Origin of the sequence: Paenibacillus dokdonensis, assembly GCF_004916975.1 — a bacterium.
Taxonomy (GTDB): domain Bacteria; phylum Bacillota; class Bacilli; order Paenibacillales; family Paenibacillaceae; genus Paenibacillus_AQ; species Paenibacillus_AQ dokdonensis.
The window spans coordinates 1,056,217-1,071,074 of record NZ_STGQ01000002.1; the positions used below are offsets into that span (position 1 = coordinate 1,056,217).

The 14,858-nt window shown below is 49.1% G+C and carries 11 protein-coding genes; 3 read left to right on the plus strand and 8 right to left on the minus strand.

The genetic code is table 11. The features are described 5' to 3' along the window. Nucleotides 1-91: 91 nt before the first annotated feature. The 4 genes from E6W40_RS22730 to E6W40_RS22745 all read right to left on the minus strand — a co-directional run bounded on the left by E6W40_RS22730 (nucleotide 92) and on the right by E6W40_RS22745 (nucleotide 4,405). Nucleotides 92-1,090, minus strand: coding sequence for a LacI family DNA-binding transcriptional regulator (locus E6W40_RS22730; protein ID WP_136607839.1), 999 nt, complete (start codon nucleotides 1,088-1,090; stop codon nucleotides 92-94). A 131-nt stretch (nucleotides 1,091-1,221) separates the two neighbouring features. Then, complete coding sequence (locus tag E6W40_RS22735) at nucleotides 1,222-2,613, minus strand: ABC transporter substrate-binding protein (protein ID WP_136607840.1); 1,392 nt, start codon at nucleotides 2,611-2,613, stop codon at nucleotides 1,222-1,224. 53 nt (nucleotides 2,614-2,666) lie between these two features. Beyond that, nucleotides 2,667-3,551: a carbohydrate ABC transporter permease gene (locus tag E6W40_RS22740; protein WP_136607841.1), complete on the minus strand. Its 885-nt coding sequence runs from the start codon at nucleotides 3,549-3,551 to the stop codon at nucleotides 2,667-2,669. Next, nucleotides 3,548-4,405, minus strand: coding sequence for a carbohydrate ABC transporter permease (locus tag E6W40_RS22745; RefSeq protein ID WP_211147081.1), 858 nt, complete (start codon nucleotides 4,403-4,405; stop codon nucleotides 3,548-3,550). Before E6W40_RS22745 ends, E6W40_RS22740 begins: the two co-directional genes overlap by 4 nt. A 440-nt stretch (nucleotides 4,406-4,845) precedes the next feature. On the opposite strand from E6W40_RS22745, the gene E6W40_RS22750 reads away from it, so the two are divergent. Further along, on the plus strand, nucleotides 4,846-6,255 hold the full coding sequence (locus tag E6W40_RS22750) for an MATE family efflux transporter (RefSeq protein ID WP_136607843.1): 1,410 nt from the start codon (nucleotides 4,846-4,848) through the stop codon (nucleotides 6,253-6,255). A gap of 183 nt (nucleotides 6,256-6,438) precedes the next feature. Continuing rightward, nucleotides 6,439-7,152 (plus strand): DsbA family oxidoreductase, encoded by a 714-nt coding sequence (locus E6W40_RS22755; protein WP_136607844.1) that lies wholly within the window; start codon nucleotides 6,439-6,441, stop codon nucleotides 7,150-7,152. Nucleotides 7,153-7,265: 113 nt separating this feature from the next. Here E6W40_RS22755 and E6W40_RS22760 read toward each other — a convergent pair whose 3' ends face one another. Beyond that, nucleotides 7,266-7,994, minus strand: coding sequence for a polysaccharide deacetylase family protein (locus tag E6W40_RS22760; RefSeq protein WP_136607845.1), 729 nt, complete (start codon nucleotides 7,992-7,994; stop codon nucleotides 7,266-7,268). A gap of 107 nt (nucleotides 7,995-8,101) precedes the next feature. Further along, entirely contained in the window at nucleotides 8,102-9,157 is a 1,056-nt protein-coding gene (locus E6W40_RS22765; RefSeq protein WP_136607846.1) for a serine hydrolase domain-containing protein, read from the minus strand. A gap of 235 nt (nucleotides 9,158-9,392) precedes the next feature. Here E6W40_RS22765 and E6W40_RS22770 point away from each other — a divergent pair, with 235 nt between their 5' ends. Further along, entirely contained in the window at nucleotides 9,393-11,783 is a 2,391-nt protein-coding gene (locus tag E6W40_RS22770; RefSeq protein WP_246073138.1) for an Ig-like domain-containing protein, read from the plus strand. Nucleotides 11,784-11,909: 126 nt separating this feature from the next. On the opposite strand, the gene E6W40_RS22775 is transcribed toward E6W40_RS22770, so the two are convergent. Further along, entirely contained in the window at nucleotides 11,910-13,676 is a 1,767-nt protein-coding gene (locus tag E6W40_RS22775) for a hypothetical protein (RefSeq protein ID WP_136607847.1), read from the minus strand. Between the two features lie 38 nt (nucleotides 13,677-13,714). Next, nucleotides 13,715-14,650 (minus strand): hypothetical protein, encoded by a 936-nt coding sequence (locus E6W40_RS22780; protein WP_136607848.1) that lies wholly within the window; start codon nucleotides 14,648-14,650, stop codon nucleotides 13,715-13,717. Nucleotides 14,651-14,858 lie beyond the last annotated feature (208 nt).

Here is a 14,858-nt window from a genome sequence, read left to right on the forward strand (position 1 = left end):
AAAATGGAAACTATATATAGACCAATAAAATCGTTTGGATCTATATATAGCCTTGATTGAAGTAGCTTAAGGTATTATGAAATTGATTCAGTTATCCTTCTGTTTTCGATACAGTAGACTCTCTTACGATGAGTTCAGGGTCAATCCGCACATTTGCCCCGCGTTTCATCGTACCGTCCATCCGTTTGAGCAGCATATCCGCAGCGGCAAGACCAATCCGGTCAGCAGGCTGACGGACCGTTGTCAAATGCGGGCGCAGCTTCGAGGAGATGTGTTGATCGTCATAGCCCACGATGGCTACCTGATCAGGCACGCGAATTCCAGCTTCCATCAGAGCGTTCGCAACACCAAGCGCAATATTGTCATCGCCTGCAAATACAGCGGAAGGAAGACGGCCATCACGAAGCCATCTCCGGCAGGCATCATACCCAAAATCGATTTCAAAATCGCCTGTTACCATCTCAAACGGAGCGAGGTTCTTTTCCTCCAGTGCCTGAAGGAAGCCGCTGCGGCGTTCCCGTGTACTGCGGAACATGTTATGCCCGCTCAGATGAGCAATGGAGGTATGTCCTTGATCCAGCAAATGCTTAGTTGCGACATAGCCGCCTTTATAGTTGTCTATGGTCACGGAGAAAGCATCATTTTCCGGTTTCTGGTTATCGATCAGGACATAAGGGATATTACGCCGCTTCAATTCCACGATGTAGTTGTCCTCTTCCATCGGTGAGAGCAGGATGAGGCCATCCACACGGTCCTCCTGGATCAGATAATGGGCTTCATCGGATCCAATGCCTGTAGAGACCGATACAGCGAGAAAATAGCCATGGAGTGCAAGCACCTCATTCAGCTCCTTGACGACAGCGTCAAAAAAGGAGTCCTGCAGGGTGGTTACAATCAAACCAACGATCCCGGTTTTGCCGCGGGCCAAACTGCGGGCAGCCGCGTTGGGACGGTAATCGAGCTCTTTGATGGCATCCAGCACCTTTTGTCTGTTTTTCTCGCGCACCGATTCAGCGCCGTTTAATACCCGCGAGACCGTCACGACGGACAGTCCTGATTTTTTTGCTACATCAAATATACTAACCTTCATCGTTTATTCTCCTTGCGGCAGATTTTCCGTACGTTTACATCAACTTAACACTAGTATACATGTACGGAGGGCTGGCCGCGAAGCTAATTTAAGACATGCACCGCCCCTTTCGGGACGGCACATGATCAGCATTAACGTTTGATAATTTCCATGACCTTCTTCTGGATGGTCGGCATGACTTCTTCTACCGTTTTATGTCCGGTATCAATCGGCTGCATTTCGTTAATAAACATGTCATTGATTTGCGAATAGTTGGTAATCAGATGGTTATAGGATTCAAAGCCATATTTCACAGCGCCTTCGTAAACCTTTTTCACATCATCAGGATCAATGCCTTCAAAATGCTTGTAGTAAGCCTCGGCTGCCTTCGTGTTGACTGGAGGGTTACCGCCGCTCAGATCAATCGATTTTTCCTGTACTTCGTCGCTGACGAGATATTTAATCCATTCAAAAGCTTCCTTCGGATGCTTGGAGCCTTTCAGGATCAGCAGCGGATCGACGAACAGCACGCTGCGGACCTTATCATTGCCGCCGGCTGGAACTGCAGCTACTCCGACTTTGAATGGGAAGTCATTGGAGCCCGCAAGGCTCCAGGAACCGCTGACTGTCATGCCAAGCTTGCCGGTTACGAAGGCATCGCCGTTTTGTCCGGCTACGCTCTTGCTCCATTCCGTTGTTGGGGAAACCTTATCTTTTAAGATCAGATTGAACAGCTTGTTATAGGTTGCCATCACGTCCGGAGAATCGAAGTGGGTCTCGGACGGTACGCCGCCGTTGGTCCAGGTATCCTGTGAGTACGGCTCAACACCGAAATAAAGCGGGCGCATATCGCGCTCGGACCAGGTGAAGTCAACGCCATACTGCGTTTTGGCAATATCATCGGATACATGCGTCATTTTTTTCGCGTCTTCAACCATTTTGTCAAACGTCCAGCTCTTGTCCTCGTAATCACTTGGAGGATAAGGGACATTGGCAGCATCGAACATGTCTTTGTTGTAGAGCATCAGCGTGACGTACATATTGACCGGAACACCGTACACATGATCTTTTACCGTATAAATTTTCATCAGATCATCCGGGATGCTGTAGTCGGATGCTTTGAATCCGTCTTCCTTAATAATGTCGTTCATGTCGAGCAGCATATCTTTGTTGTAATATTCCGCAAAACCGCCATAACCGTAGTGGCTTGTTACGTCAGGAGATTTGCCGCCGGCAATCAGCGTCTGCAGCTTACTGTCGAACTGCTCGTAAGGCGCCTTCTCCACTTTGACCTTAATGTTCGGATGCTTGGCTTCAAAATCCGGAATCAGCTTTTCGATAAAGGTACGGTCTTCGGAATCGATGGTGTAGTGCGTAATGGTAACCTGCTCGCCGGATTTACCGGATTTGCCGGTATCGCTATCGCCTGCAGGAGCCACGTCACCTGCTGATTTGCCGCCGCTGCAGCCGGATAATGCCAGGACAACCAGCATGCTGGTCGCAAGCAGAAGTGCAAAAGTCTTTTTCATCCTTTTCCTTTTCATGAACGATATCCCCCATATATTCAAGTTTTTTTGCCGCCGCTGCGGCGGGGCCTTTACTTGATGCCTGTAAGTACAATTCCTTCCACAAACCGCTTTTGGGCTATCGCAAACAGGGTAACAATCGGCAGCATGGCCAGTACAGAGGCGACCATGAGCAAATGCCAAGGCGGAATGCGGAACCGCGATGAAGTAAAGGAAGACATGCCGACCGGAAGCGTGAACTTATCCGATGAGCTTAAGTAGAGCACAGGTGTTAAAAGGTCGTTCCAGCTGTAGATGAAGGCAAAGATGGCAACCGTCGCAAGCGCCGGTCCTGAAAGCGGAAGGGCGATTTGCCGCCACATCCGGAATTCACTGCAGCCGTCGATGCGTCCGGCGTCAAACAGCTCATCCGGCAGCGTGGAAAAGAACTGGCGGAGCAAAAAGATGTTGTACGCCGAGCCGAAAAATGCAGGCACGATCAGCGGCAGGAACGTATCGATCCAGTTCAGTTTGGAAAAGAGAATGAACTGCGGAATCATGATCGCCGGATACGGAAGCATCATGGTGCTGAGCATCAGCATAAACCACAGATTGCTGCCTTTGCCCCGGTATCTTGCGAAGCCGTAGGCCGCCAGGGCTGACGAGAGCAGGGTGCCGACAACCGTCAGAATACCGATAATTAAACTGTTGGCGTACATCTGACCGAAATTCAGCGTTTCAAAAATATCCTTATAGTTGCTCCACTGCCATGTTTCCGGCAAAAAGGTCGGAGGGAACTTGAGCAGCTCCTTCTTTGATTTCAATGAAGTTGAAACCATGAAGAACAGCGGCAGCAGCATGAGAAAGGTGGTAACCACCAAAGCGATGAAGCTGGCGATGCTTACGGCATCGATTTTGCGCCGGGGCTTGGTCAGGGAAGACGAAGCGTTCGGACCGGCAGCCGGAATCGTACTCATTTGCGTCCGCCTCCTTCATAGTGGACATAACGGTTCGAGAATTTCATGATGAGCCCCGTGAAGAGCATAACCACGATCAGCAGTACCCATGCCAGGGCGGAAGAGTAGCCTGCGCGGTACTCCTTGAACGCGCTCGTATACAGGTTGTAGACGTAGAACCAGGTTGAGTAGTTCGGACCGCCTTGGGTCATAACATACGCTTGGGTAAATACCTGGAACGAGTCGATGACACCCATAATCAGCTGGAACAGCAGCACGGGTGAAATCATAGGAAGCGTCACATTCAGGAAGATCCGGAAACGGCCTGCGCCATCGAGCTTGGCAGCTTCAACAAGGCTTGAAGGAACACCCTGCAGTCCGGCGAGGAACAGAATCATGCCTGAGCCCGCTGTCCAGAAGGACATAATCATAAGGGCGTAGAGCGCATAGTCCGGACTCATGAGCCAAGATGGACCACTGATGCCGAACCAGGATAGTACGTAGTTGAACAGTCCAATGGATGGATTGAAAATCCAGTACCACAGCAGTGACATGGCAACGCCGGATACCATGCTCGGAAAATACATGGCGGTTCGGAAAAAGCCGCGGAATGGTATTTTCTGATTGAGCAGGAGCGCAAATCCGAGTGCCAGCAGCAGCTGGATCGGCACGCTGATAAACGTGTACCGCAGCGTCACTACGACGGATTTCCAGAACAAATCGTTATGGAACATTTCCTGGTAATTCGCGAGTCCGACATACTTGGGCGGGTGAATAATGTCATAATCCGTAAAGCTGTAATAGAGCGATGACAGAATCGGGTACAGGGCAAATACCAGGAAGCCGATTAGCCATGGAGCGATGAAAAGATACATATAAAGTGTCTGCCGCCGGCTTTCGCGATGGGTCACGGAAACACCAACCTTTCTATTAGTTTAAAAATTATAACGCTTTAACTTTTAGAGTGTGCGTGCCCCTTTTATAAAGGTTTCATAGGATGTTAGTTGTTATAAAGTTAAAGTGCTTTAATTTTCATATCCGGTCTGATGACAATATCATAGAGGATGATTTCTCAATTATCAACTCTTTTTTTATAAAGATGTAAGCGCTGCCTCGATGAGCTGATTTGAGTCGTGCATAGGATCCTTGCCAAACGCTTCTGCAGAACGGTTAAAGACGCAAGGACAAGCTGTAATATTTTTCATGAATTTCTATGGAGGAATTTTCGCGAAAAGACTGTAATTTCAAGCAAAGTGTGCTAACATACCTTTGTTTTAAAGTTAATTTTTAATGGAAGTAAGGTGATTTCTGACTCATGACCGCACTTGTTAATGATTCGTCCGAACGGTCAGAAGCGGGACGTCTCAGCCTGGTGAGTTTGACTTGGCCGATCTTTCTTGAACTGTTCCTTTTTATGCTAATGGGCAGCGTGGATACGTTCATGATCAGCTCGGTGTCAGATGACGCTGTGTCCGGGGTAGGCGCAGCCAACCAGATTATATCGATAGCGATTCTATTGCTTGAAGTCATTGGAAGCGGGGCTGCTATCGTTGTTGCCCAGTATCTGGGCTCGAAGAAAAGGCTGGAGGCCGCCAAAGTGACAGGCAACGCATTGACGCTGAATTTGGCTGTCGGCTTGATCCTGAGTATCATTTTTCTCGGACTAGGCGGATATATGCTGCGGCTGCTGAACGTGCATGGGGAAATTTTTGACTATGCACAGTCGTACATGCGGATTGTCGGAGGCGGGATTTTCCTGCAGGCTCTCATCAATGCATTGGCTGCAACTATACGTACTCACGGGTTCACCAAGGAAACTATGGTGGTATCCCTTTTTATGAATATACTGCATGTGGTCGGCAATTATTTGCTGATTTTCGGTCACCTGGGCTTTCCCGCCATGGGTGTGGAGGGCGCAGCCATTTCAACGGTGTTCAGCCGCCTGGTATGCCTGCTCGTTTTCTTCTGGCTGATGTACCGTGTTATGGAAGTGAGAGTGGAATGGAAATATTACATTCATCTGTCCAAAGAGTATGTCCGCAAAATACTCAGCATTGGCATTCCCTCGGCTTTTGAAAATATCGTCTATCAGATCTGCCAGCTGACCTTTACGCTGTATGTGACCTATCTCGGCTCAGAGGCGATGGCCACCCGGCAGTATGCCAGTAATATCTCGATGTATATTTACTTGTTCAGCATGGCGATCGGTATGAGCACCGCAATCATGGTCGGCCATTATGTCGGCTCGCGCCGCAACCAGGACGCTTACACCCGGGTATTTCAAAGTGTAAAATGGGCTCTGGCCGCTACCGTCGTCATCGATATCATCATTATTGCATTCCGTGTGCCTTTGATGAGCCTCTTTACCGATAATATGACGATTATCCGTATGGGTGCGCAGGTGATTCTGCTGAGCATTATCTTGGAAACGGGCCGAACGGTGAACATCGTCATCATCAACTCCCTCCGTGCTTCGGGCGATGCCCGGTTCCCGGTATATATGGGGCTGATTTCGATGGTATGCATGTCGCTGCCGCTTGGATATTTTCTTATCTTCCATCTTCATCTGGGGCTGGTCGGAGTCTGGCTGGCTATCGCCGCGGATGAATGGACACGCGCCGTCATCATGTATTTCCGCTGGAAAAGCCGGGCCTGGGAGCGGCATGCGCTCGTTGAGCCTATGGAGCCGGAGCCGGTTCCTGCGGCAGCTCCGACCGTGGGCTAGTTGTTCCAGACCGAGCGGTATTTCCATTCAAGTTGCACAAAAGTAGTACTCATTATATAATGTATATAAAGAAGTTACAGTTAGTAGGCGGGTAATCCTGCCTTTCTTTTTAATCTATACTGTGTATAAAAAAGTATCAGTTAGCATAACATAACATTCCATATCTTTAGGAGGATTTTAAAAATGAAAATTGAAGTTTGGTCCGACTTTGCATGTCCTTTCTGCTACATCGGCAAGCGTCGCTTTGAAGCGGCTCTGGAACGTTTTGAGCATAAAAATGAAGTTGAAGTGGTTTTCCGCAGCTTCGAGCTGGCTCCGGATGCGCCTCGCGATAATGAAGAAAGCATGCACAGCATTCTGGCTTCCAAGTACGGGATGACGATCGAAAAGGCCAAAGCGATGAATGCCAATATGACCGAGCAGGCCAAGGCAGTGGGGCTGACCTACCACTTTGATACCATGAAGCCCACGAATACATTTGATGCCCACCGCTTAACGCATTGGGCAGGTGAATCCGGTAAGCGTTATGACATGACCGAGCGTTTGTTCAAGGCCTATTTTACCGACTCGGAGCATTTGGGAGACCGTGATACATTGGCGCGTCTTGCCGGAGAGATTGGTCTTGATGCCAAGGCTGCCGCTGATATGCTCGCAAGTGATGCTTATACAGCGGATGTACGTGAGGATGAGAACCAATCGTCCAAGCTCGGCATTTCGGGCGTGCCATTTTTCGTTGTGAACCAGAAATATGGTATTTCCGGCGCTCAGCCGGAGGATGTGTTTGTGGATGCGCTCGAGAACATCTGGAAGGAAGATCATCCGCTGACCATGGTCGGCGGCTCGGATGACTTGGCTTGCCAAGACGGTTCCTGCGCTTTGCCAGCCGATAAAGCGTAACCTTACCGTTTGAACGTAAAAAAAGAGACTGTCCCCGAAAGGTTCTATATTGAACCTGACGGAGTTCAGTCTCTTTTTTTATTCGACGGAATATGCAATTTTCCGGAATCAGCTTACTTATTCATGGGCTGGATCGGATCGTTAAAAAAGGGCTTGGCTTCTACTAATGGAATATGCACCTGCGTATATCCCGGTGCAGCGTCATCCTTCAAGAAGTAAAAGACAATATCCGCATCTGTAAAGAAAACACCCATGTCATTCCCGAATGCTTTCGCGTCTTTGCCGGCATAGGAGGAGAACAGCTTGCTGAAAGCCGCCAGGGATTCCTTGTCATGCTTCAACAGATTTTCAGAGACGACTCTGGAATTCGTTCTGGCATCATAGTTCAGTGCATCCAGCACAGGAAAGGATTCGCCTGTTACGCCGTTTGGCATGCCTTGGGTCAAGGTGCCATGGAAGACAAACGAATAGAAGTCTCCGCTGCTGCTGGCTACCTCATAACTCAGGTTCAGTTTGTCGCTTGTCGTCATGTCCTCGCTATATTTACGGATGATATTTTCCAGATCCTGATTGATATTTTCCTCGGCGAGTACGCCTGTCAGACCTTTAATCTGCGGGTAATCAGCGGTGAAGTGGGCTCTGTGTACCGTTAGATTTGTCACTTCAAAGTCCGTCTTGGAGGTTTTCCGGGAAGTGCCTGATTCTCCATCCGGGCCGGAGTGCTGAAGAACTTGTCCGGCAGGAGCGGTGAGGGGCGGAGGCTGCTGCATTTTGGCACACACAGCGCCTGCACCACCCAGCAATAAAATGCTGAATATTCCAAAAGCGATCCATTTTTGCATGATGGCCCTCCTTATATCCAGAGATTCAATTCCCTTTCAATAACCATACATGCAATATAGAGATGGAAAAACCGCATTTCGGTAACAGAAAAATGAAAGTTTACTCATTAATCGATCGTTTTGGTCATGGATCTGAGCAGCTCAAGCCCAATTTCATCGACATGTCTTTTCTGGGCACGGAGCCTGGAAAAGGGCCTGAGCGCAAAGCTGCCGTTGTTGGAGAGAACAATGACCGCCATATTCTTCTCCCTGTGAAAACCGATAAAGCTGCTTGAGCCGTAGGTGCCGCCGTTATGCCAGTGCATCCGGTCGTGATAGACACCGGTCCGGATCATCCATCCCATTCCAACTTCGTCATACCGGCGGATACGATGCCTCGGCAGTTGGGTCGCTTTCATGGCCGACGTCACGGATGCAGCCCCCATGCCCGCGTTCGCCTTGGCGAACTGCAGCAGGTCCCTGGCAGTGGTGCGCAGGCCCCCGGCCCCTGCCAGAACGCCAAAATCCCAGTAAGGCATCTCTTTACCATTCGCAGTATACACGGGAAGCTGTCTTTGCTGCTGAGATGGGCTCAATCCGAACACCGTATCCTCCATAAAGAGTGGTCCGCATACCATTTCCCGCACCAGCTCCTCCAGATTATGGCCGGTGCAGCGTGTCAGGATATAGCCGAGCAGGCCTGCACCAAGATTGGAGTATTCGAAGTTTCCAGGTGCAGCTGGCCGGCATTTAAGCAGATCCTTGAGCAGATGCTCCTCTGTGTAATGCTGGTAGGGATTAAGCTTGTCCGTCATGACGGATTTCAGTCCGGCAGGAAGACGGGGTAGCCCGGATGTATGCTCTCCGAGCTGTTCGAGGGTTATCGAGCTGATTTTACGATTGGAAGCACATTCAGGTATGTATTTGCCGATGGTGTCAGTCAGCTTCAGATTGCCCTGCTGTTCGAGAATGTAAAGCAGTGTTGTCATGAAAACCTTAGTAATCGAGGCCGCTTCATAAATGGCTGATGAATAATCGAAGCCCTGCGGCTGACCATGGCCCCAGTAATACTGGTTCCCATTTTCCAGAATGCCGATCGTGAGAGTTAACGGGAATTTGCTGCCAAAATGCTCCCGTATCAGTGCGTCGGCTCTGCCCGTTATCGGGTGGTCTGTTGTGATCATGGGTAGGCACCTCCATATATATAATAAACGTGCAATCGGAAGGATAGTTGTTCTAAGGTGGAACTTACCAACCACTGTATTACCCTGTAAACGGATGTTTGACGCAATCGACAAAATAACTCAATTTCGTGAAAAAAGCCCGAAAAACATGCAAAAAAGCTAATAATCATCGCCCGTTTGACCGATATGTGAGGTATGATGTGTTTATCAAAATAGGAATTGGAGGGAATTTACATTGCATAAGAAGCTTCAAAAGATGCTTGTCATGTCGCTGGTTATGGTGCTGTGCATGGCATATTCCGGAGTCACTTGGGCGGCTACAACTGCCGATTTGTCCAAGCTGGTTCTCTCAAAATCCCGGGTTACACTGGAGATTGGCGATACGGCATCTGTGACGGCGACGGGCGTTTATAAAGATAACTCAACTGAAAATGTGACGATAAAAGCAAGCTGGAGCAGCAAAAACGATGCTGTGGCCACCGTATATAACGGTACCATTACCGCAGTAGGGGAAGGCAGCTCGACCATTTCGGTCGTTTATGGCAGTGAAACCGAATCGGTTCAAGTCAACGTAACGAAGAAGGTCAAGGCACTTACAGTAGCGGACCCTCAGAAGAAGCTTGAACTGAAGCTGAGCGACAACCCGACCATTCATCTGACTGCAACCTATACGGATAACTCTACAGATACGGATGCTTCGAACAAGGCTGAATGGACTGTGGACGACAGCAGCGTGGTCTCGGTTGTGAATGGCGTGGTAAAACCGATTGGTTCCGGTACGGCAACCATCACGGCTACCTATGGCAAGCAAACGGTATCCATTCCGGTGAGCGTGGAACTGGTGAAACGCCTGGATCCGAGCGAGACGAAAGTGTCTATGCTGGTCAGTGAAAAGAAAACCGTACAAGTCACCCTGAAGGCAACCTATCCTGACGGGGAGGTAAAGGATGATGTAGCGGCACAAGCCGAATGGTCCACGAGCAATGCGGATGTTGCCGATGTGATTAAAGGTGAAATTACAGCTTATGGACCGGGATCGGCTACGATTACGGCCAAATACGGCACTCAAACAGCAACAGTTCAGGTGGATGTTGATAAGACCATCCGTTTGCAGGCAAGCGAACAGAATATTTTCCTGCATACCAATGAAACGCTTAAGAATCCGATCAAGCTGGAAGCTGTTTATCCCGATAAAGATCCAGTAGATATTACAAAAGACGCAGTGTGGACGTCCAACAACGAGAAAGTGGCATTCGTTAAGCAAGGCGCAGTTACTGCAAACGCTCCTGGTGCTGCAGTTATTACAGCCAAATACGGCGACAAGAGCGTAACGATCAACGTGGATGTTGATGTTCCGCGCCATCTCGATATGTTAGAAGAAGTAGCACTCAGTCTTACAGGCACGAAAACACAACAGCTTGAATTGAATGCTACCTATGCGAACGGTCAAACCGAGAAAGTACAGAATAAAGCGGAATGGAAATCCAGCAAGGAAGATGTTGTCTATGTTTCGAATGGGCTGCTGACTGCCTACAAAAAAGGCCAAGCGGACATTACTGCCACTTACGGCGGTGTAACCGTGACAACACATGTAGCGGTGGACATCCCGCTGAAGACCGAGCTTTCTTCGAAGAAGGTTTCTTTGAAAGTAAACGGAACATACGGGGCAAGCATTGTGCTGGATTATGGCGCGGACAAGCCTTCGGAGCAGCTGACAGATAAAGTCGACTGGAGCTCGAACAAGGAAGACATCGCGAAAGTAGATGACAAAGGCATTATCACAGGTGTTAGCTCAGGTACGGCCACGATTACAGCCAAGTATGACAGCAAGACGTATACGATGACGGTTGAGGTGGGCTTGGTCAGTGAGCTGACTTCCCCGCAAAGTCTGATCATTATGTCCACTGGGGATAAAAAGACAATTGATTTATCAGCTGTGAACGATCCCGAGTCGGCAGAAGGCCTTAACAAAAGGGCAACCTGGAAGTCCAGCAGCCCTACTGTGGCCAGTGTGGACGGCGAGGGTGTAGTTACGGGTATGAAGAGCGGTAAGGCAACCATTACGGCAGAATACGGTGGCAAGAAGGTTACGGTTACTGTCGAGGTTGATGTGATTTCGAAGATTGATGCAGATATAGATTTCGTTGCGTTAAAAACGGCTGGCAAAGCCAAAGAGAAAACGGCAAATGTTACCGTGACCGTAACCTTCAGTGACGGTTCTACCAAGGATGTCAGCGACAAAGCGGAATGGAGCACTTCGAATTACAAGATCGCTTCCGTATTAAAGGGTAAAATTACGGCTATCTCCAGCGGGAAAACGTCGATCAGTGCCAAGTATGGTAACAAAACCGTACGCATTCCGGTGGAAGTGGATATTCTGAAATATCTGCAAACGAATGAAGTCAGCTTAAATATGAGCGTTGGTCAAACGGTCAACCTGGTAGCAACCGCCACGTATAATGACGGAAGCGAATCAGATGTCTCCACACCTGCGCTGTGGAAGTCCTCTCGCATCCTGTCCGCTACCGTGAAAGACGGTGTGGTCAAAGCGACAGGCAAAGGCAAAGCGACGATTACAGTCAGCTTCGGCGGCAAATCCACGCGCGTGATTGTAACGGTGAAATAAAGTATCTTGAACAGCATGCTATCAATAGAAAAAACGGGCAGCCCGAGAATGATATTCTTGAGCTGCCCGTTTGTTTTTGTGTCAGACAAGAGGCAAAGGCAAACATAGCGGAGGGGGCGGAGCCTCTTACTCCATATTCTCCACATCAACCACAGGCACGCTGATCAGCTCGCCCAGCTGGTCACCGCCTGGGTATACATCCTCAAACTGGCTGAACAGGCCGGTCACGGTCACGCTCATGCCATCATAGAAGCTATAGTTCCCGTGCAGCTTCACGTATGAGTCACCCATTTGCGCAAGCGCGTCACCTTCGCCACCGTAAACGATATAGCAGGTGAAACGGACCTTTTCGTTAGAGTGACTGAGCAAGTCACTAACATTGATATCCGTATAATCCTTTTGGTAGCCCATGAATTGATAGCTGTCTCCCTGACGCATGTAGATAGCATTCTGGGAAGCGCCGCCATCGCCTTCTACACCATTCGGACGGGCAACGAGCAGCGATTTATCAGCTTGCACTTCATAGCGATCTGCATCAAAGAGGAAAAGCTGGGTCATGCCACCGTCATGTACTTCATAAGCTGCATAGAGCGCATTTCGGGAGCTGGAATCACCTTCGACGAGAATCACCGGCGCAGTCTTCGTGCTGAGCGACTTCTCCACGGAAATCTGCCGGATGTTTACGTTAGCAGGGAAGTCGTGCGTGCTCAGGATTTGCACGGATTCATCATCATTCATTTTTGCGAAGTAAACCGTGTTGCTGTCATCTGAACCGATTGCATAAGCGCTGCCACCGAACCGGTTGCCTCCGCCACTGACATGGCTGTAATTCTTCATCTGGTCGGTTTGCTGCAGGAGTCGCAGCGGATCATGCACGGTCCAGGCCAGCTTGGCTTTTTTAATTTCATTTGTTGTGTCTTGATAGGACGACAGCGCCTCATAGATGGCGATGGCTCCTTCGAAATCATTATTTTTCACTTTCCGCTGCGCAGCCGTGATCCATTTCCGGATCTGCCTGTCAATCTCGCTCAGCAAGCTTGATTTGATCCCAGCACTCTTGGCATATGCTTCATAGGCTTTGGCATGGAGAGCATAGTTCGCAGGCTGTTCTCCGTCGACATCCTTTTTCAGAATGATCCGTGCAAGCTCTTCCGCTTTGGCTTCGACCCATGGTGCCGCCAGCTTTCGTCCTTGGTACTGGCTCATCATCGACTGCGACACATCCAGAAGCTCAGGAAATTTGCCTTCTCCGGCCAGCTTGGACATCAGCTTTTCATCAAAGTCCTTGAATTTGGCGGAAAGCTGCTTGGTTTTCTCGTTTGCACCGCCGTAAAATACATCGGGAATGGCCTGGAGATTCCACTTGGGAGTCGCCTCATCCGTTTGCCCTTGGCTCAACCGGTCCTCCAGCTGACTGTAAAACAAAGCCTTGAACTGCTGGAAGTAATGCGTAATATCGTCCGATATGCCAAAGCTTGCAGAAATCTTCGGATAGTAAGCTGCAAACCGGTCCCCTGTGTTCATGTATTTGCTCTTTGCGCTTTGGAGCTCGTTGTACACTTGAAGAAAGCCGGTAAAATCCTGTCCGGAGCCTGTGCGCTCCGCACGCTGATCAAGCTGGGAAAGCGTCTGTTTCATTAGGGTAATCGGCTGCAGCTCAAGCAGACGCTTCGCGATCAGATCCTCTTTATAATGAATGGATTTATTATTGGACGCTTTTTGATACCATTCTTCAGCGGCGATGAGGTCCTTTTGATCATAATATCGGCCGGCCTCATCGACCCAAGCCATTTTGCGGTTGATATCGATTCCCTTCAGGCCGATCAGGACCAGCATGGCGATACAGAACAAAATGAGAAGATTACGCAGGGTTAGCGTATGTTTTATCGTCATATATTTATGGCCTCTTTAATAGAATTTGGACACATGGCTTATTCCCATTTTTGAAATTCGGGATCCCAGCGGTATTTTTCGTTATAAATGGCTGAGACTTCATCGCGCAGACCGTTCCAGGATTGGTTTGGATTGCGGCGAACCAGCTGGTATAACCGGAGAAATCGTTCTTGGGGAAGCTGACGGGCATATCGGTGAATGAAATCCGGGTACGAGTCGACATATTTCTTCATTCGCACGGCAGCGCCCGCCACCGTCGTCATGATTCCAGCACCATTCTTCATGCGCAGTATTTCCCGTTCATATAAAAGTACGTAGCGGATGGCTTTGTTTTTAACCAGCTCGCGTTTGATTTTGGCAAGCTCGCCGATATATTCCGCGAGGGCGGGCTCGAAGCCGTCCAGCATCAGCGGATCAAGCTCAAGCTCCATATCTTTGCGCAGCACAAACGTCTGAAGCAGCATGATCTGCTGCAGACGGATTCGGTCATTATGCACAATCGTGGCGATCTCCCGCAAAATTTCATAACCGAGCTGTTCGTCGTCTTTGATGGCAGCAGAAGCGGTCGTGAGGTTCAAATATATTCCTTCGATAATGCGCCGCTCGCTGATACGCAGCAGCTTATCGAGCTGCCTTCTTGTTTCAGTCTCAAGCATTTTACGCTGAAACCACCAGAGCAGTGCTGTCAACGCGATTCCGCCTAAGAGACAGAGGATGATCTGCAGAAAGGTTTGGCTGAACAGAACGGCTGCAAGCGTGATGAGGAGGGAGATGAGCCGCTCACTTTGCATGGAACGTTTGGCGTTGATTTTTGCCTGCTCCATGACGGGAATCAGCATATGTTTGCCGCAACTCGCGCATTTATCTTCCCAAAGCACGGTAAACGAACGGCAATGTTTGCAAACTCTTAACTTTTCATAGGTATATCTTGTCTTATAATAGGGGCGCAGGCGCACCGGCTTTTTCTTATTCATGACGTTTGATCACCCCGCGGGTTGGAAATAGTCAGGAGTGTTTCATCGAGATCCTCGGGCGTGGGTGCTTTCTTCTGTCTACCAAAGTAAACGGCAATTTTAATTATGATAAATAGAAACAAAATGCCGAGGCATCCGTATGCAATCATATTCCTCAAATTCCTTTCTGGGGGTAAATATGGTTGGAAAACATGATTTAGGCCTTATT

Bases quoted from the DNA above. Each gene is read 5' to 3' on its own strand.
- E6W40_RS22735 (WP_136607840.1), bottom strand. From the start codon at position 2,613: ATGAAAAGGAAAAGGATGAAAAAGACTTTTGCACTTCTGCTTGCGACC.
- E6W40_RS22755 (WP_136607844.1), top strand. From the start codon at position 6,439: ATGAAAATTGAAGTTTGGTCCGACTTTGCATGTCCTTTCTGCTACATC.
- E6W40_RS22765 (WP_136607846.1), bottom strand. From the start codon at position 9,157: ATGATCACAACAGACCACCCGATAACGGGCAGAGCCGACGCACTGATA.
- E6W40_RS22780 (WP_136607848.1), bottom strand. From the start codon at position 14,650: ATGAATAAGAAAAAGCCGGTGCGCCTGCGCCCCTATTATAAGACAAGA.
- E6W40_RS22760 (WP_136607845.1), bottom strand. From the start codon at position 7,994: ATGCAAAAATGGATCGCTTTTGGAATATTCAGCATTTTATTGCTGGGT.
- E6W40_RS22740 (WP_136607841.1), bottom strand. From the start codon at position 3,551: ATGAGTACGATTCCGGCTGCCGGTCCGAACGCTTCGTCTTCCCTGACC.
- E6W40_RS22730 (WP_136607839.1), bottom strand. From the start codon at position 1,090: ATGAAGGTTAGTATATTTGATGTAGCAAAAAAATCAGGACTGTCCGTC.
- E6W40_RS22745 (WP_211147081.1), bottom strand. From the start codon at position 4,405: ATGTATCTTTTCATCGCTCCATGGCTAATCGGCTTCCTGGTATTTGCC.
- E6W40_RS22750 (WP_136607843.1), top strand. From the start codon at position 4,846: ATGACCGCACTTGTTAATGATTCGTCCGAACGGTCAGAAGCGGGACGT.
- E6W40_RS22775 (WP_136607847.1), bottom strand. From the start codon at position 13,676: ATGACGATAAAACATACGCTAACCCTGCGTAATCTTCTCATTTTGTTC.